Origin of the sequence: Vibrio sp. 10N.261.52.C2, assembly GCF_041471425.1 — a bacterium.
Lineage (GTDB): Bacteria > Pseudomonadota > Gammaproteobacteria > Enterobacterales > Vibrionaceae > Vibrio > Vibrio crassostreae_C.
The window spans coordinates 1-16,839 of sequence record NZ_JBFROH010000009.1; the positions used below are offsets into that span (position 1 = coordinate 1).

A 16,839-nucleotide genomic window follows, 5' to 3' on the forward strand; every position below is an offset into this window, starting at 1 on the left:
TTTAACTGATCGGCATTACCTCGAATGTGAGGGATTTTTTATGTCTGTTATTTGGCGTTAATCGCTTCAAATTGGGAGCGAAAGTTCAAACCACTACTTCGCTACAATCAGCATCAATTCCACACGGCGGTTACACGCCTTGCCTTGCGCAGAAGCGTTCGTACAAGCTGGAACATACTCACCGAAGCCACGAGTATAAATAGAACGACTCGACACATAGTTACTCTCTAATCGAGCCTTCACTTCTTTTGCTCGTTGCTCTGAAAGCGGATCATTGATTCGATCTGTGCCCGTGTTATCGGTGTGCCCTTCAATCACCACATCAATATCTTGGCGCTGAGCAAGGTAGCTGCCTAGCGTATCTAGCCATTGATTATAAGCTGGCTCAGGGAATGCTGAACCTGTTTTAAAGTTCACGTGCTGCTCAAGCTTTACCATCACATGGTTGCCCGGCAACACTTCAAAATCGATACGGTTTTGTCTTAAAAAGACTTCCAGTGGATCGTTAGTCGAAACGCCACGTCCGTAGTTGGTCGTGATGGTTCTGTGTTGATGAGTGCTGCTCTGAATCGAGTAGCCACGATTACTTGCTACATGAGTCGTTTGAACCACACCCCATTCAGGATGCATCAAGTCGTAATCGGTTTGTGGTGCAGTCTCTAGCATGTCACCGCCAAGTAAGTCAGTTGGTGACGTGGCTTCACACCCAGCCAAAGCTATGCTTAACATTATCGCTAAATATCTCATTACTTCACCAACCACTCATGCAGATAAACCATTCACTAATGTCTATATCGGCACCGAGGGAAAAACTTTAGACGAAAAGAAAGCAGAACCCAAAAAAGTGCTGTTGATCACAGTTAACCGTCTACTAGCTTGTCTTCAGCCGCTAGTTCGAACTGTTTGCATTTATTTACCTTATAATTGTTTTCCAATTCGTACTAAATAGTTAGAATCTCACGACTTCTCAACGCTAGAGCAAACATTATGTTTAAACCATTTACTAAATTCATCACAGCACTCGCTGCCGTACTCATTATCGCGGGTTGTAGTGAAACAGACGAGCCACAAAAAGGCGTTCAATACGAAGCGCTTCCTACTGCTCTAACAGAATTTAACTTGTCTCCGATCACTGAAATCTTCTCTCTTAACTGTGGTCACTGCCGTCAAATGGAAAGTGCCATTCCAGAGATTGAATCTCTAACAGACCAAACTATTGGCAAGATGCACGTGACGTTCAACGAAAGCGCTCAAATCAGCGCAATGATCTACTACACAGCAGTGATGCAGCTTGATGCGACGCCTGACCACGCATTCATGGACGACCTATTTGGTGCCGTTCAAATGGGTGCAGATGCAACACCTGAGCAGCGTCAACAAGCACTAGAGACAGCGTTTACTTCTCGTGGTTTGGTTAGCCCATACCAGCTGAATAAAGAACAGCAAGTCGCTCTTTTCGACTACGTTAAGCAAGCAGAAGAGATCTCAGTAAAAGGTCAGATCAACTCAGTACCAACCTTTATCATCAACGGTAAATACCAAGTACTAACAGCAGGTCACCAAGACGTTGCTGGCATTGCAAAAACGATCAACTACCTTTTGACTCAACCATAATCACGGCTTTAGTCAACTGATTAACACATTTTGTATTAACTACGAAATTCAGCACTCAATATAAATAGGTTTTACTATGTCTAAATTTGTCATCCCGGTCATTGTCTTTCTTTTGGCGGGTTTCATGATTTACCGTACTTGGACGAATCATAAGTCTGGCGGAGAAAACTTCGAACAAGGCCAACAATTTCTAATTGAAAACGGCACTAAAGAAGGCGTGATTACGACTGAAAGCGGTCTTCAATACCTTGTTCTTGAAGAAGGTACAGGCACAGAGCACCCAACTAAGAACAGCAAAGTAACGGTTCACTACCACGGTACGCTAATCGACGGCACTGTTTTCGACAGCTCTGTTGAGCGCGGCGAGCCAATCTCATTTGCTCTTAAGCAAGTAATTAAAGGCTGGCAAGAAGGTTTGACTTACATGGTTGAAGGCCAAAAAGTTCGTCTATTTATTCCAAGCACTCTAGCTTACGGTAAAGGCGGTTCAGGCCCTATCCCACCATCATCGACTCTGATTTTTGATGTAGAACTCATCTCTATCAAATAATCGAAGTTACTGATTTAAGCCCCAACATACGCGCTATGTCGGGGCTTTTTTATATCTGAACATTTGAAGCCTCTTTAGATATTGAGCTATTTAGCTACTGTAACAACGACCAAATATACCCTCGAAAACCGACCACTAGACGACTGGTCTAATTTAACTTATAGTACCGCCCATGAACGAAAAAACGAATGACACACGCCTGCATGTTTTAGATGTTGGCTACCAATTAATAGTGAACAACGGCTTTAACGGCGTTGGCTTATCGCAATTGCTTAAAGAAGCGGACGTGCCGAAAGGGTCGTTTTACCACTACTTTAAATCGAAAGAGCAATTTGGCGAGGCTCTGATCCAGCACTATTTTGAGACCTACATCAGCAGAGTTGAAACTATTTTGGTTCATGGTGAAGGCAACCATTACCAGAGAATTGTCAGTTATTTCACTCGATGGTCACAGATTGAAAACGGCACCTGCAATGCTCATAAATGCTTGGTCGTTAAACTCAGCGCGGAAGTTTCTGATCTTTCTGATCCTATGCGCCAAGCGCTATTAAAGGGTGCAGAAAAAGTGACGAATACCATCGAACAGTGCATTGTCGGCGGTATTGAAGATGGCTCCATAAAGGTTGAAGAGAGCCAAGAAGCAGCTCAGAACCTATACTCAATGTGGTTAGGCGCCAGCTTATTGAGCAAGCTGAGCCAAAGCTCACATAGCTTACAGTCAGCTTTGAGCCTTACCGAACGAATTTTAAAAGGTGAAAGCTAATAACGCGCAGCGCGCTTTATTGGCTTTAACTTAAAAAAATCACCCGCCCTCTTATCAATTTGATGACGGCGGGATTTTTAGACAACAAGACTAGACGACTGGTCTAATTCTAAATGTATAAAATACACAATTAAGGACATCCAATGACTCAACAAGACAATCGCCGAATCGTATTGGCTTCTCGCCCAGTTGGCGCACCGACTCAAGACAACTTCCGTTTAGAGACAATAGCTGCGCCAAGCATCAAAGACGGCGAGATGTTACTTCGCTCAGTTTACCTTTCTCTAGACCCATACATGCGTGGTCGTATGAGCGATGCTAAATCCTACGCAGATCCCGTTGCGATTGATGAAGTGATGGTAGGCGCAACCGTATGTCAGGTTGAAGAATCAAACCACGCTGATTACGAAATTGGCGAGTGGGTACTGGCTTACACAGGTTGGCAAGATCTTGGTGTGTCTAACGGTGAAGGCCTTATCAAACTAGGTAAAGAACCAACGCACCCTTCTTACGCGCTTGGCATCATGGGTATGCCTGGTTTTACTGCTTACATGGGCTTGCTTGATATCGGCCAACCTAAAAAAGGCGACACGCTAGTCGTTGCAGCAGCAACAGGTGCTGTAGGCGCAACCGTTGGACAAATCGGCAAACTAAAAGGCTGTCGTGTTATCGGCGTTGCAGGCGGTCAAGAGAAGTGTCAGTACGCGAAAGAGATTCTTGGCTTTGATGAATGCATCGACCACAAAGCTGACGACTTCGCGGAGCAATTGGCTAAAGCCTGTGACAACGGCATCGACGTTTACTTTGAAAACGTTGGCGGCAAGGTATTCGATGCAGTAATGCCTCTGCTTAACACAGGTGCTCGTATTCCTGTGTGTGGCCTTATCTCTCAATACAATGCGACTTCACTGCCTGAAGGACCAGATCGTATGTCTAGCCTGATGGGTATGCTGCTTGTTAAAAGAATTAAGATGCAAGGTTTCATCATCTTTGATGACTACGCACACCGTTACAACGAATTTGCTGTTCAAATGACAGAATGGTTGTCTCAAGGCAAGATGCACTATCGTGAGCACCTGGTTGAAGGTCTAGAAAATGCGCCACAAGCATTCATGGGCCTATTGGAAGGTCAGAACTTCGGTAAGCTTGTTATCAAAACGAACGAAGCTAAATAAATTCAATAAACTGAACCCGTTAACTAGGTAGAATCATGATTACTTTGCATCACCTGAATAAGTCGCGCTCAAAGCGCATCATCTGGCTATTGGAAGAGCTTGGGGTAGATTACCAAATCAAACCCTACCAACGAGACAGTGTCACTTTTCTTGCACCACCAGAACTCAAATCCATTCACCCATTGGGTAAATCTCCTGTCATTGAAGACGATGGCGTCGTGATCACTGAATCTGGTGCTATCACGGAATACCTTATCGACAAATACGGTCAGGGTAAGTTCGCACCTACACGCGGCACCGCAAACTACGTTGAGTATTCGCAATGGCTTCACTTCGCTGAGAGTTCAGGTATTTTGCCAATGCTGCTTAAGATCTTTGTAATGAAGGACGGCTGCGAAACTAACTTCCTAGGCGGTTATGCAGACGATGAAAACCAAAAGATCCTCACTTACGTGAATAATGCACTTGAAGGTAAAACCTACTTGGTTGCAGACACACTAACAGGTGCAGATTTTATGATGTCGTTCATCGTAGAAATCGTTGGTAACTTTGGTGCAACTGCGCTTTACCCTAACATCGCTAAATACGGTGAACTTTTAAAGAGCCACCCTGCTTACCAAAAAGCTGAGCAAGTAGAGCTAGAACACTCGAACTGATCGAGTTTCACTCAAACACGTGCTTGCTAGAGTAAACACAAGAAACTAAATGAAGCCAAAGCCGATTTATCTTCTGCTTTGGCTTCTCATTTGTCTTCATTTCGACAACAATACCGAACTCTAACTGAACAGCCATAGAGTTTGATCTTAATGCCAACAAACGTCGCTCAATACACACCTCTGCACCTAGCAAACACGAATGTCGATTTAGCGCTACCGACTCGTTTTACGTTTCCGTATTACTATACCCCGCACCCTGTGTGTGAATTCGCTATGCTGCAGCTTCAGCAATCACTTGTCGACTGTGGTGTGAATGAAACCTCGCAAGGTAATCTCTACGCTGTGCTTCTTGTTCAGAATCCAACCACACAAGGGTTAGGTTACCTTTCTGCGTTTTCAGGCTTGCAGTTAGATCCGGCTTTGGTCTCTCAGTTAAACAACATTCACTTTGTTCCACCAGCCTTCGATTCAAAACAGTTTCAATCTCAAAACAGTGCGAACCTTGCTCGACAATTGCAGCTCTCGGACGACATTGAAAAGCTGCAACAGTCGCACAATCTAGACACATTATTGGCCGAGCTTGAAGGGTTAAAAATCGAATCAGCAAAAGCTATCGAAGCCTTTCAGTTAGCAATGGCCGCAAACAAAGCTCAGCGTAACGAACTCAGAGAACAAGCCAATCAAGAAAAAGCATTAGGGAATCTAGAGTCAGCGGCGAATTTGCTCAAACAACTGGGCAATCAAAGTAGCCAAGAGAAACGTGACCTAAAAGCACTTCGTATTGAGTGGAAACAGAAGATCGCAGAGCGCCAATCACAAATTGATTTGATTGAAAGCGAACTGAAAAACCGTAAGCAAGATCACCAAGCAGTTTCACAACAGTTGGAAACTCAACGCCTCTCTCACTATCGCTTTATCAATCAAGCCAAGCAATCTAAGAATTTACTCGAGTTGCTCGATGGTAAAGACGCGCTTGAAGGCTCTGGTGACTGCTGCCTACCAAAGCTGCTTAACTTCGCCTTTGAACACGGGTTCAAGCCGTTAGCTTTGTCTGAATTTTGGTGGGGATTACCACCTACAGACATCATTCGACAACACGCAAACCTCTACCCTGTTTGTCAGAGTAAAAGCTTTGAGATCCTCGAACACCAGTTAAGTGGCATAGAGCTAGAAGATAACCCGCTTATCGTGAACCCTGCGGTTGGTAAGTCTTTTAATATTGTTTATGAAGACGATGAAATCGTAGTCGTCAATAAGCCAGAAGAGTTCTTGTCGGTTCCCGGTAAGTTCATCGAAGATTCAGTTTATACCCGCATAAAAGCGCGTTACCCGGATGCGACTGGTCCTTTGACTATCCATAGGTTGGATATGTCGACGTCAGGTTTGTTGATCTTGGCACTCACGGCGGAATCAAACAAGCATATTCAGAAGCAGTTCATTAATAGAACCGTAGAGAAACGCTACACCGCTTTGTTAGATGGCGAGATAACGGGCGAATCTGGCAATATCAGCCTTCCTTTGCGCGGCGACATCACGGACAGACCAAGACAACTGGTTTGTCACCAACACGGCCGAAATGCAGAGACCCATTGGCAAGTGGTTAGCACTCACAATGGCAAAACCAAGGTTCACTTGTACCCTAAAACAGGGCGAACCCACCAGCTGCGAGTGCACTGTGCTCATCCATTAGGGCTTGGTGTACCTATTCGTGGTGACGACTTATACGGATACAAACGCGAGCGCTTACACCTGCACGCTGGCTACTTAAAGTTGATTCACCCGACAACCGGTGAATGGATGGAGTTTGAAGTGCCTTCCGAGTTCTAAACTCTAACTTATCGAGCTAAGACTCTTATCTCACTCAATATTTGATCTCATAAAACGCATCAAGGTTCTACAACTGCTTAAGGTATAGAACCCTGATATTTAATTTTAATGTGGTTATCACAGTTCATTAGCGTACTTTAGTTACTGAGTTCAATACTGCAGACGCCTAGCCCATCACATCTTTGCGCTGGTCAACACATTCGAAAGAGCCCATTTCGAACTCGCGACAGATCCATGGTCGGTTTTCGTAGATAGTACACATCAGTGTTTCTCTATCTACCGCAGAACACCAGCCGTCGTCTAAGCGCTTCATGGTTTCACCGCCCCATTCATCATAAGCGATGTGCTCTTCAGGTACGCCCGTATCTGTGATGATCATAACCTCTAAACGACAACAGCATGCCTGACAATTTGCACAGGTTACTTCGGGTTCGATTACGTTCTTTATATCTATCGTCATAAGTGACTACACTGCTAAATTTTGCGTATAGTAATCGAAACCGCCCGCTACGGCTAATAAAGATAGTGCGGCGCGGCGTTTTCATTGATGTAGAAATAACAAAGGGCGCTGTGATTCACTCACAACACCCATAATATTTCGACTTTTAGCGCGGCTTATCGCCACAGGCTCTATTTAGAACAGGCTCGCGAAGAACAGCTTAACGTAGTCTATTAAACGATTGAACAAACCGCCCTGTTCAACCGCTTCAAGCGCGATCAAAGGCTGAGTTTGAACATCTTCGCCATCAACGGTGTAATGAACCACACCTAGAGTTTGACCTTCTGCAATTGGCGCTTTCAGTTCAGAGTTAAGCTCGATAGATGCAGTCAGCTTTTTACTGTCTGACTTAGGCAACGTAATGAACGTGTCTTCTGCCACACCTAATTTCAATGTGTCTTGCTCACCAAACCATACCTTCTCTTCAGCCACTTGATCGCCGCCTTTATGCGGGTTTAGTGTATCGAAGAAACGGAAACCGTAGCTCAACAGCTGTTTGCTGTCTGATTCACGGCTCTTAACGCTTGATGCGCCCATCACAACCGCGATAAGTCTCATCTCACCTTGTGTCGCTGAACTCGCCAAACTGTAGCCAGCACCAGAGGTGTAGCCCGTTTTCATGCCATCAACGGTTAAGCTTCTATCACGCAACAAGCCATTACGGTTGTGTTGAGTGATGCCGTTGTAACTGAAAGAGCGTTCGCTGTATAAGCCATACACATCCGGTAAATCACGAATAATGGCACGACCGAGTAACGCGATATCGTAAGGAGTCGAATAGAGGTCGTCTGCATCCAAACCATGTGCATTGGCAAAATGGGTGTTTTCTAGCTTCAGAGAGGTAGCCCAAGAGTTCATCAGGTCAACGAATGCATCTTGTGAGCCTGCAACATGCTCTGCAATCGCAACGCTAGCATCATTACCGGATTGAATAATCAAGCCACGATAAAGATCCATCATTGCTACATCGGTGTTTACTTCGATGAACATTTTTGAAGAGTCTGGGAAGTTCTTCGCCCACGCGTTCTCACTGATTCGTACCTGATCATCAGCAGAGATGTTGCCTCGCTTCATCTCTTGACCTGCCACATAACTGGTCATCAGTTTGGTCAAGCTTGCTGGGTTTAACTTCGTATGTGCGTTTTTTTCTACCAGCACATCACCAGAATTAAAATCAATTAACACATACCCTTTTGCGCCTAGGCTAGGTGGGCTTGGTACTATAGAAGGTGCTGCGATAGCTGCATTACTTACCATCGCGGCGTTACTTACAATGAATATACTTAATAGAGGGAGAGAGTATTTGGAAAACAGTTTCATTGAATCAAACCTAAGTTAACGTTTTGAGCAGTATAGACAAATGCTAGCAAAAGAAGCGCGAACTTTACGTTGCTTTACGTATTTGTACCATTCGTTACAAATAAAAAAGTATAATCTGCGATCTGACCATATTTTCCACAACTAATATTTACTCCACGAATGCATTCAACGCCTAATGCTATCGCTCAGGCATGCGTCTAAATAACATTTCAACAAAGCCAGTAATACGCTGTTTGCTCTCGCTTGGCTCTAAATCAGGTTGGATGCCAGACTGTGCTAATGCTTGCCATTGTACGACCTCTGAGTTAGGTACGAAAAACGCAATGTACAACGACCCTTTCTCCGCGACTTTACCTTCACCATCGTAAAATGGCACACCAGTAGATAGCCTAATCGCATCGAAGATAGACTCATCGTTCAGTTCCGATTCTTCCGCTAATCCAAAGCCTACAACAACATCACCGACACCATCCTGCTTTAACTGATAACCTTTACTTGAGAGCTGTTCTTGAATCGAATCACGCACTAAATCGGTTACCACGGTTTCATCGTATTTTTGAGAAAGGTAAACCTTTTCTGACTCAGGGTGCCAGGAGTACGTCATCACGCCGTGTTTCATGAAACCAAAGTCACCGCTAGTGACCACACCATAATTGTGTGTGGGTGGTATTTCTTGCGTAGAGCATGCGGTCAGCCCAATAGCCATCAAAGCCAATAGTGCTGCTTTTTTTATGCTTTTTGTTGCACAAATGGATCGTTTTATCATTCGAGGCTTCCTTACCTATATAAGAATAACTATCAATTCAACCTCCAACATAAATAGTAATTATGTTAATAGAAAGGTCATTAAACGTTTGCGTAATCGCTAACCTTCACCTCTGTCTGTTTTGGGGGTTTAATCACAAAAACAGAGTTGGTATAGTTCTCCCCGTTAAACAAAACCAGACCATTCGAGGCACGGAGCTTCCTCAATCATCTCATGAAGAGAAGAATTGGTACCGACAAAGTATCGGCAAATTTAAGAGGGTCAAACAATGGAATTCAATATGGTTGAAATTTTAGGTTACGCTGCGTCTATTATGGTCGCAATTTCATTAACAATGAAAGATATCGTTCGTCTGCGTGTCCTTAACTTTATTGGCTGTGCACTCTTCACAGCATACGGCATCATGATTGACGCATGGCCAGTTGCAGCCACCAACGGCTTTATCGCTTGTGTAAACATCTACTTCCTTGCAAAAATGCAAAAGGAAAAAAAAACGGAAGCGATGAAAGCAGCGAAAGCTTAAATTAACGATTAGCCTTTCAAATAATTCTGAAAAAGCCCAAATAGAGCGATCTATTTGGGCTTTTTTGTGTTTGTCGTTCTCAAGAGCTCGATTTGTGTGAACAAAACTTTTCAATTCAATGAGGCTTTCAACCGATCATATGTAAGCAACGTGATATTCGTTCTCTCGATACGCTTGAGTGTTGTTACGTCCACTCTCTTTTGCTTGATAAAGCGCTTTGTCGGCTTTATCGATAGCGGTTTCAATGTCAGTCAGTGCTTGAGCATGGCAACAACCAGCGCTGATTGTTACTGGCGACACTAAGCCTTGAAGTTGCTCAACACATAACCGTAACGCCTCTGATAATTCGAATAACTCATGTTCATCACAATCAAACGTCACCAAAATAAACTCTTCACCGCCATAGCGCGCAATCAAGCGACGACGATTAACAAATCTCTTAAGTGACTTTGCGACCGCACAGATAACCCTATCGCCTTGAGCATGACCATATTGATCGTTGACCCGTTTGAAATGGTCAATATCAAGCAAAATGACGCCGACATTCGTTATCGGATAAGGTGACTTCTGAGTAATTTTCAGTTTTAGCTGCTCGATAAAACTCCGTCGACTAGGAAGCCCAGTAAGGTAATCGAGGCTAGCCACATCTAAGAGCTTTAAGTGACGATGTCGCAAATAAAGCACCAGAACAACAATGATACTCAGTAGACTAACAACCAACGTCATCAAACTTGCCAACAACAAGCTGTGGTTTTTGTTGAGCTCTTGTTCTAAGACACCAGCAGAAATAACCCAATTAAGATACGGATAAAACTTGTAGAAGATGTTTTTACTCGTCGTGCCATCTGCCGTAGAGATAGAGTAACTAAAGTGACCTTCAGGTTCATCGGCGACTTTATCGATAAGCAACTCTGAAGAGTCATCAATCAAGGTTTTTAAGTGCTCGTGTTCAAAGTTAGGTTGAAGGACTAACGTGCCTTGTAAATCAACGATATATACATAGCCACTATCGCCATACGAGTACTTTCTCAATTTGTCTTTAAGTGCTTCGAGATCAACCAGGTACATCAGTTCATCTTTATAGGTGGTCGCCACCAATGTATTGCCACTCGGTAGCCTCACTGAATATGCGACCTTCGCACGCTTGCCAACTTCATGTGGATTGGCGTGCGAGTATTGGGTCATTCCAGACTGTAAGCTCAGTTGTTGTTGAATATGGGTTAAATGCGCGCGATTTTTCCCTTGTAAAAACGGGTGATATAGATGAATACCTTGTGGTGACATCAGGTAGATATAACCAGACTCTCCAATCACCAATTCGTTGGCAATTCGAATGACTTCTTCAACTTCTTGTTCTGGAGAGACACGCAGTGCGTGAGAGGCGACGGTATCAGTCACACCTTTTAGATAGGTTTTGATCGCTTCGTTGACTGTGGTGTCTACGATGTCGTAACTCGCGTTCACAATAGTACGAAAGAAGAATTGGTTGGATTCTAATAGTGATTCTTTCGTTCGGTTGAATTGAACTGCAGAGAGGAGCAGAGAAACTACGGCCAGCACAATTGAGAAACTAAGAATGTATTTACGTCTGACTTTCAAGATTACCCCGTAGATTTATAATTTCAGGTAACGCTGTGACTTCTCTTATATACAGACTGTTTTATATCATGTTTTTATTTTTTACTGAACGAGTGTCGATATTTTTAAGGGTTTCTATACGTAATCTGTGACTTATAACAAAAACGCCGAACTGGATTCAGTTCGGCTTTTTGATTTTACGTCTAGATTGATTACTTAATTGATACTAATTCCTGATAAATAGACTTAAAAGCATTTGTGTTTATTAACTATTACTACACTCTATTGTCTATAAATAGTTTGCTTAGCATTAAATTAAGAACAAACTTGAGTCCAGCTACCATCGCTACCCGGTTCAGAACTTGTCCACCAGTTTGCTTGGTAAACACTACCGTTGTGAACCACTTGGTCTCCTGTGTTTGCATGGCTTGGGTTACCTGCCCAATCTTTCTGAGGTAAGTCTGGGTAAACCGCTAAACCTGCCGTATCACATGTACCTGGATTGGTGCCACCATCGCCAGGGTTACCGCCACCTGAACTGATATCACCTAATGGTAGATCTGGCTGCTCGAAGCTAAACGCGTAATCAACGCCACCGACATTCACCGCGTAGTTAGCAGGGCCAGAAATTGGCAAGTAATACACCATGTCTAACTCATACACACCGCCAGCAGGAAGCTCTTCCCATGTCGGCAACGTAAACGCCACTCGGTGCATGGTTCCATCTAGTCCACCGATGTTATCCGCGCGAGTATGACCTGAAGCAATCACGGTCAAACCACCACCCGATTGATCTTTCGCGTTATCAGGTGCAGATACTGGGATATCGAATTGGAACTCAGTTCCACCCGGAAGAGCTTGCCCTGTGTTGTTCGTGAACGTGATCTTAGGGTTGATTGGGTAGTTTTGGTCACCGACTTTGAAGCCACCAACCGATACCGCGATATCTAGCGCTTCTGTTGGAATAGCACCCGTCGCTACTTTGTTTCCATATGGTGTTGCAGACTTAAACTTATCGTAGATAGCTTTCGTCATGGTGTTACCCATGTGGAACTCACCGTTACCGCTGTTACACGCTTGCTCAGTCGTATCGATAGAGCTTCGGTTGCCATTCGCATCGAGAACATAACAGTTATAATCCCCTGCTAGTTCCCAGAACATAATGCCGCCGATCTCTTTGTCGATAACGTAGTCCGCTTTCACGTCGATAGACTGTTTATCTTCTGTTGAAAGGAATACGCCCTTCTCTGCGTTCCACAACCAAGGGGCAACCGCCACACTGTCGTAGTTTCTCGTGTAAGTGCCCGTTAGAACATCTGAAGGATCATTCACAGGATCAAGCTTGTAAGCTTCAGCGTAAGAGCCCCAAATACCCTTCTCTAGGTTCTTCGCGTGCCACATAGGGTTAGAACCCGCGCCCATTTCGTTACCTTTTGGATCGGTATCGTGCCACATGTTGTCGATACCAATAGCGCCATGGCCACAGTTGTTTTTCTCGCCTTCACCCGTACCCGCTGAACATTCAGATTGGTTTGGCAGTGCTGCTCGGCCCCAAAGACCATTCTCACCACCCGTTACGCCTTGCCAACCACGAGTGTAGTAAGGCACACCGATGTTAATACGGCCTGCTGGCATAGAACCACGGAAGTAATGGTAAGCCCAATCCGTGTTCAGATAACCAATACCACCGTAAGCCGCCGTGTCGTATACGTTCCACTGCGCTAGCTCTGAATCTTTACCCGTATCAAACAAGGCTGCGTTATGACCTACGTGATCGTTCCACGCACCGTGAAGGTCGTAAGACATGATGTTTACGTAATCGAGGTACTTGGTTACATCGAATGTTTCCATACCGCGTAATAGGTAACCAGAAGAAGGCGCTGCGATCGTTAACATGTAGTGATTGCCATCTTGCGCAGACGCCGCATCGAGCTTCTCACGTAGCACTTTCATCAACACTTGGTACGACGCCCACAGGTATTGACGACGCGGCTCCATGAAGTCTTTGTCGTATGGGTTACCTGCGCCAGCCATAGAAGTTGGGTATTCGTAATCGATATCTAGACCATCGAACTGGTACTTACGCAGCATTTCGACCGCTGAAGTCGCGAATGTTTCGATACCTTGATGGTTGATAGAACCATCAGCATTGGTCGTCATGGTGTAGAAACCACCATCAGCCACGCGGCTGCCATCAGTCGCGAAGTGACCACCTGTTTCAGCCCAACCACCGATTGAGATTAACGTTTTCACGCCGTGTTTTTTCTTCGCTGTCGCTAATGCACCGAAGTGACCTTTGAAGCCTAATGCCGGATCAACTTCCACACCCGGCCACTCTTTACCAACCGCTGCGTTATTTGGATCGTTTACATCACCGACGTTTACTTTGCCATCTGAACCGATGCTCACGAAAGCGTAGTTAATGTGTGTGAGTTGTTCCCAAGGAATATCATTTACTAGGTAAGCAGCTTGTGGATCATCCCCTGCACGCCAACTTGTGAAGTAACCAATGACACGACGGGGATGGTCTGCGCCCATTTTCTCACGGCCTTCATCATCGTAAATTGTACAGTAAGGAACATCGACACCTTGAGTTTGATATAAGCCATCAGGGCGACATGTGCTCACTGTTGGAGCGCCGTTCACGGTCAAAGATGCCAACGCAGAATCTTCAGTCGCACCTTGGTCGTCTGTTGCTTTCGCGTAAACCGCTAAAGAACCCGCTTGAGTTGTTGTGTAATCTAACGTGTAAGGGCTCGTTGCAGCAGTGCCCACAAGAGCACCCGCTACGTAGAAATCAACCTTATCAACCGTGCCATCGCTATCTGCTGCCGTTGCTGTCAGTGTGACTACACCACCAACATCAACAGATGTCACTGAAAGTGCAACTGAAACTGTCGGTGCTTCATTCCCTGGTTGTGCTGAATCAACAGAAACAGAAACCGCACTTGCAACACTTGCTGCGCCTTCATTATCCGTTGCAACAACAGAAACCTGATGATTACCCGACGTTGCAGCCCAAGTCGCTTCGAAAGGTGCCGCTGTGACTACCGCAACAGATGCGCCATCAACAAAGAACTCAACCGAAGCCACACTGCCATCAGAATCTAGTGCTGTTGCACTCAATACAACATTATCGCCTTCAGTAATCACGTCAGAAGCAGAGGGTGCCGTTAATGAAGCCGTTGGTACTTCATTTGGCGTACCGCCACCTCCGCCACCACTACACACATCAATCTTTTTCCATTGTGCATAGTCACCCTCAAATTGGCTCGGGTTGTTATTTTGATTCCAGTAATTCGCTGAGTACGCGCTGCCGTCATGTGAAACCTGATCACCACCGGTGTACACCGTGGCGGAATCCCACGCTTCTAACGTTGAACAATCCACAGCCGCGTAGCTGTTGAACGCCATTAAGCATGACGCGGTGAGAGTACTGAGTGTAAAAACCTTCTTGGCCACTCTTCCTTGGTTTAGGTGCATGTTAGCTGTCCCTTAAGTTATTGTTTCAAGATGCTTAATTTAAGTGTCATATTTCTCATCACTTAAATCTCTTCGCAAAACAACTGTAGGTAACAGTGCCAATTTAACACCTAAAATATTCGATATTTATAAAATGACTCGCATTAATTTGTTTATAGCATGCAATGAGTCGACACTTATTTTGCACGAACAACTAATATTAAATTTATTTCGGTACGCTAAAAAATATCGCCTAATTCGTATCCTTAATTACAAAACTCTATTCATATCTGCTTTATTTGTTCGTTCTGAAATTTCGTTTTAAAACTAACCAAAAGGGATTGATTTCGCCGTAGAACTGATTTCTTTTCTAAATTTGCCCACTTTTCCTTAACAATTGTGGTAGTATCGCGGATTTTTTTGACGAACCTCACATTTCCAATGCAAGTGTGGGAGAAATACATAGGCTCGAAAGAGCCAAATATAGCGAAGAAATAATGTCCAACTTGACGCAAGTCGCCAACGAAAACATCAACGCAGAATCTACTTCTATCGATTTCAATAAAGCTCAATCTTTGGGTGAAAAACTGGAACTCGGAAACCCAGTCTTTTGGCTTAGTGGCAGTTTTTTAACCCTCTTTGTCATCCTAGCCTTCACCAACACCTCCGTGTTGTCCGAACTTGTAAACATCGGCTTTAGTTATTCAACTAAGTGGTTCGGTGCTTTCTGGCAAGTCCTACTACTTCTCAACTTCATTATCGGTTTAGTGCTTGCACTAGGTCGCACCGGCCACGTTCGCTTAGGAACGCTTGCCCTACCTGAAATGACCACCTTTAAATGGATGTCTATCGTCCTATGTACGCTGCTAGCCGGCGGTGGTGTGTTCTGGGCAGCCGCAGAGCCTATCGCTCACTTTGTTTCAGCTCCGCCACTGTATGGCAACGCAGATCCTCAAGCGATGGCGTTCAATGCTCTATCACAATCTTTCATGCACTGGGGTTTCCTTGCATGGGCAATCTTAGGTGGTTTGTCTTCCATCGTGTTAATGCACTTGCATTACGACAAAGGCCTTCCTCTTAAGCCTCGCACTCTGCTTTACCCAGTACTTGGCGACAAAGCGATTAACAGTTGGGTTGGTAACGTTGTCGACGCATGCAGCATCGTGGCTGTAGCCGCAGGTACTATCGGCCCTATCGGCTTCCTTGGCCTACAAATCAGCTACGCACTGAGCGAACTGTTTGGCATTTCAGACAGCTTTGCAACTCAAAGTGTTGTTATTATCTTTGCTATCGCAATGTACACGCTTTCTGCTTTGAGCGGCGTGAACAAAGGTATCCAACTGGTAAGCCGTTACAACATCATCTTGTCTGTGTGTCTAATCGGCTACATCCTTCTTGTTGGCCCAACGAGCTTCATCGTTGATGGCTACCTGCAAGGTATGGGCGAAATGGTTGATAACTTCATCCCAATGGCGCTATACCGCCAAGATACAGCGTGGCTAGGTGGTTGGACGGTATTCTTCTGGGGTTGGTTCTTAGGTTATGGCCCAATGATGGCTATCTTCATTGCTCGCATCTCACGTGGCCGTACTATTCGCCAAATGATCGTTTCTATCAGCATCGTTGCACCGCTTGTAACGTGTTTCTGGTTCAGCATCGTTGGTGGTAGTGGTCTAGCGTTTGAATTAGAGAACCCAGGTGTGATTTCTAGTGCGTTCGAAGGCTTCAACCTTCCGGCGGTTCTTCTAGCAATTACCGCGCAACTGCCGTTCCCAACTCTGATTGCAATTCTGTTCCTGATCCTGACGACCACGTTCATCGTGACAACAGGTGACTCAATGACTTACACCATCAGTGTGGTAATGACGGGTACGACAGAGCCAAACGCAGCGGTACGTACTTTCTGGGGTATCATCATGGGTGCGGTAGCGATCGCACTTATCTCAATGGGTTCAGGCGGCATCTCCGCTCTACAGTCGTTCATTGTAATCACAGCGGTTCCGGTATCGTTTATCTTGCTCCCGTGTCTATGGCACGCGCCGAAGATCGCGAAGCAGATGGCAAGAGATCAAGGTATCGCTTAATACCTGACCCGATTTAGTTTCG

The 16,839-nt window shown here is 44.9% G+C and carries 14 protein-coding genes; 8 read left to right on the forward strand and 6 right to left on the reverse strand.

The window, feature by feature from the left end; all coding sequences use genetic code 11:
• Positions 1-93 precede the first annotated feature (93 nt).
• Complete coding sequence (locus AB4307_RS02625; protein WP_104216162.1) at positions 94-729, reverse strand: OmpA family protein; 636 nt, start codon at positions 727-729, stop codon at positions 94-96.
• 258 nt (positions 730-987) lie between these two features.
• On the opposite strand from AB4307_RS02625, the gene AB4307_RS02630 reads away from it, so the two are divergent.
• From AB4307_RS02630 to AB4307_RS02655, 6 genes are all read left to right on the forward strand, one after another.
• Entirely contained in the window at positions 988-1,614 is a 627-nt protein-coding gene (locus tag AB4307_RS02630; protein WP_017062641.1) for a thioredoxin domain-containing protein, read from the forward strand.
• Positions 1,615-1,690: 76 nt separating this feature from the next.
• A complete protein-coding gene (locus AB4307_RS02635) occupies positions 1,691-2,164 on the forward strand; it encodes an FKBP-type peptidyl-prolyl cis-trans isomerase (RefSeq protein WP_017062642.1) in 474 nt (157 codons plus the stop codon).
• 172 nt (positions 2,165-2,336) lie between these two features.
• Positions 2,337-2,927 (forward strand): TetR/AcrR family transcriptional regulator, encoded by a 591-nt coding sequence (locus tag AB4307_RS02640; RefSeq protein ID WP_017062643.1) that lies wholly within the window; start codon positions 2,337-2,339, stop codon positions 2,925-2,927.
• A gap of 143 nt (positions 2,928-3,070) precedes the next feature.
• A complete protein-coding gene (curA, locus tag AB4307_RS02645) occupies positions 3,071-4,102 on the forward strand; it encodes an NADPH-dependent curcumin/dihydrocurcumin reductase (RefSeq protein WP_372131003.1) in 1,032 nt (343 codons plus the stop codon).
• A 35-nt stretch (positions 4,103-4,137) separates the two neighbouring features.
• Positions 4,138-4,758: a glutathione S-transferase family protein gene (locus tag AB4307_RS02650; RefSeq protein ID WP_017064479.1), complete on the forward strand. Its 621-nt coding sequence runs from the start codon at positions 4,138-4,140 to the stop codon at positions 4,756-4,758.
• A gap of 150 nt (positions 4,759-4,908) precedes the next feature.
• Complete coding sequence (locus tag AB4307_RS02655) at positions 4,909-6,585, forward strand: RluA family pseudouridine synthase (RefSeq protein WP_372131005.1); 1,677 nt, start codon at positions 4,909-4,911, stop codon at positions 6,583-6,585.
• A 166-nt stretch (positions 6,586-6,751) separates the two neighbouring features.
• Here AB4307_RS02655 and AB4307_RS02660 read toward each other — a convergent pair whose 3' ends face one another.
• The 3 genes from AB4307_RS02660 to AB4307_RS02670 form a co-directional block, all read right to left on the reverse strand.
• Positions 6,752-7,045 (reverse strand): YkgJ family cysteine cluster protein, encoded by a 294-nt coding sequence (locus tag AB4307_RS02660; RefSeq protein WP_372131007.1) that lies wholly within the window; start codon positions 7,043-7,045, stop codon positions 6,752-6,754.
• 174 nt (positions 7,046-7,219) lie between these two features.
• Entirely contained in the window at positions 7,220-8,404 is a 1,185-nt protein-coding gene (locus AB4307_RS02665; RefSeq protein WP_372131009.1) for a serine hydrolase, read from the reverse strand.
• A gap of 178 nt (positions 8,405-8,582) precedes the next feature.
• Positions 8,583-9,170, reverse strand: a complete 588-nt coding sequence (locus AB4307_RS02670) for a DUF4136 domain-containing protein (RefSeq protein ID WP_136981894.1) — start codon at positions 9,168-9,170, stop codon at positions 8,583-8,585.
• Between the two features lie 268 nt (positions 9,171-9,438).
• On the opposite strand from AB4307_RS02670, the gene AB4307_RS02675 reads away from it, so the two are divergent.
• Positions 9,439-9,693, forward strand: a complete 255-nt coding sequence (locus AB4307_RS02675; protein ID WP_017068159.1) for a YgjV family protein — start codon at positions 9,439-9,441, stop codon at positions 9,691-9,693.
• Between the two features lie 135 nt (positions 9,694-9,828).
• Here AB4307_RS02675 and AB4307_RS02680 read toward each other — a convergent pair whose 3' ends face one another.
• On the reverse strand, positions 9,829-11,292 hold the full coding sequence (locus AB4307_RS02680) for a sensor domain-containing diguanylate cyclase (protein ID WP_102320757.1): 1,464 nt from the start codon (positions 11,290-11,292) through the stop codon (positions 9,829-9,831).
• A 294-nt stretch (positions 11,293-11,586) separates the two neighbouring features.
• On the reverse strand, positions 11,587-14,754 hold the full coding sequence (locus tag AB4307_RS02685) for a chitinase C-terminal domain-containing protein (RefSeq protein WP_372131011.1): 3,168 nt from the start codon (positions 14,752-14,754) through the stop codon (positions 11,587-11,589).
• 476 nt (positions 14,755-15,230) lie between these two features.
• Between AB4307_RS02685 and AB4307_RS02690 the strand changes: the two genes are divergently transcribed.
• On the forward strand, positions 15,231-16,817 hold the full coding sequence (locus tag AB4307_RS02690) for a BCCT family transporter (protein WP_017072212.1): 1,587 nt from the start codon (positions 15,231-15,233) through the stop codon (positions 16,815-16,817).
• Positions 16,818-16,839: the final 22 nt, after the last annotated feature.

What these genes read in the sequence shown, in the direction of transcription:
- curA (WP_372131003.1), top strand. Translation starts at nt 3,071, where the DNA reads ATGACTCAACAAGACAATCGCCGAATCGTATTGGCTTCTCGCCCAGTT.
- AB4307_RS02625 (WP_104216162.1), bottom strand. Translation starts at nt 729, where the DNA reads ATGTTAAGCATAGCTTTGGCTGGGTGTGAAGCCACGTCACCAACTGAC.
- AB4307_RS02655 (WP_372131005.1), top strand. Translation starts at nt 4,909, where the DNA reads ATGCCAACAAACGTCGCTCAATACACACCTCTGCACCTAGCAAACACG.
- AB4307_RS02650 (WP_017064479.1), top strand. Translation starts at nt 4,138, where the DNA reads ATGATTACTTTGCATCACCTGAATAAGTCGCGCTCAAAGCGCATCATC.
- AB4307_RS02685 (WP_372131011.1), bottom strand. Translation starts at nt 14,754, where the DNA reads ATGCACCTAAACCAAGGAAGAGTGGCCAAGAAGGTTTTTACACTCAGT.
- AB4307_RS02635 (WP_017062642.1), top strand. Translation starts at nt 1,691, where the DNA reads ATGTCTAAATTTGTCATCCCGGTCATTGTCTTTCTTTTGGCGGGTTTC.
- AB4307_RS02660 (WP_372131007.1), bottom strand. Translation starts at nt 7,045, where the DNA reads ATGACGATAGATATAAAGAACGTAATCGAACCCGAAGTAACCTGTGCA.
- AB4307_RS02675 (WP_017068159.1), top strand. Translation starts at nt 9,439, where the DNA reads ATGGAATTCAATATGGTTGAAATTTTAGGTTACGCTGCGTCTATTATG.
- AB4307_RS02630 (WP_017062641.1), top strand. Translation starts at nt 988, where the DNA reads ATGTTTAAACCATTTACTAAATTCATCACAGCACTCGCTGCCGTACTC.
- AB4307_RS02670 (WP_136981894.1), bottom strand. Translation starts at nt 9,170, where the DNA reads ATGATAAAACGATCCATTTGTGCAACAAAAAGCATAAAAAAAGCAGCA.
- AB4307_RS02690 (WP_017072212.1), top strand. Translation starts at nt 15,231, where the DNA reads ATGTCCAACTTGACGCAAGTCGCCAACGAAAACATCAACGCAGAATCT.
- AB4307_RS02665 (WP_372131009.1), bottom strand. Translation starts at nt 8,404, where the DNA reads ATGAAACTGTTTTCCAAATACTCTCTCCCTCTATTAAGTATATTCATT.
- AB4307_RS02640 (WP_017062643.1), top strand. Translation starts at nt 2,337, where the DNA reads ATGAACGAAAAAACGAATGACACACGCCTGCATGTTTTAGATGTTGGC.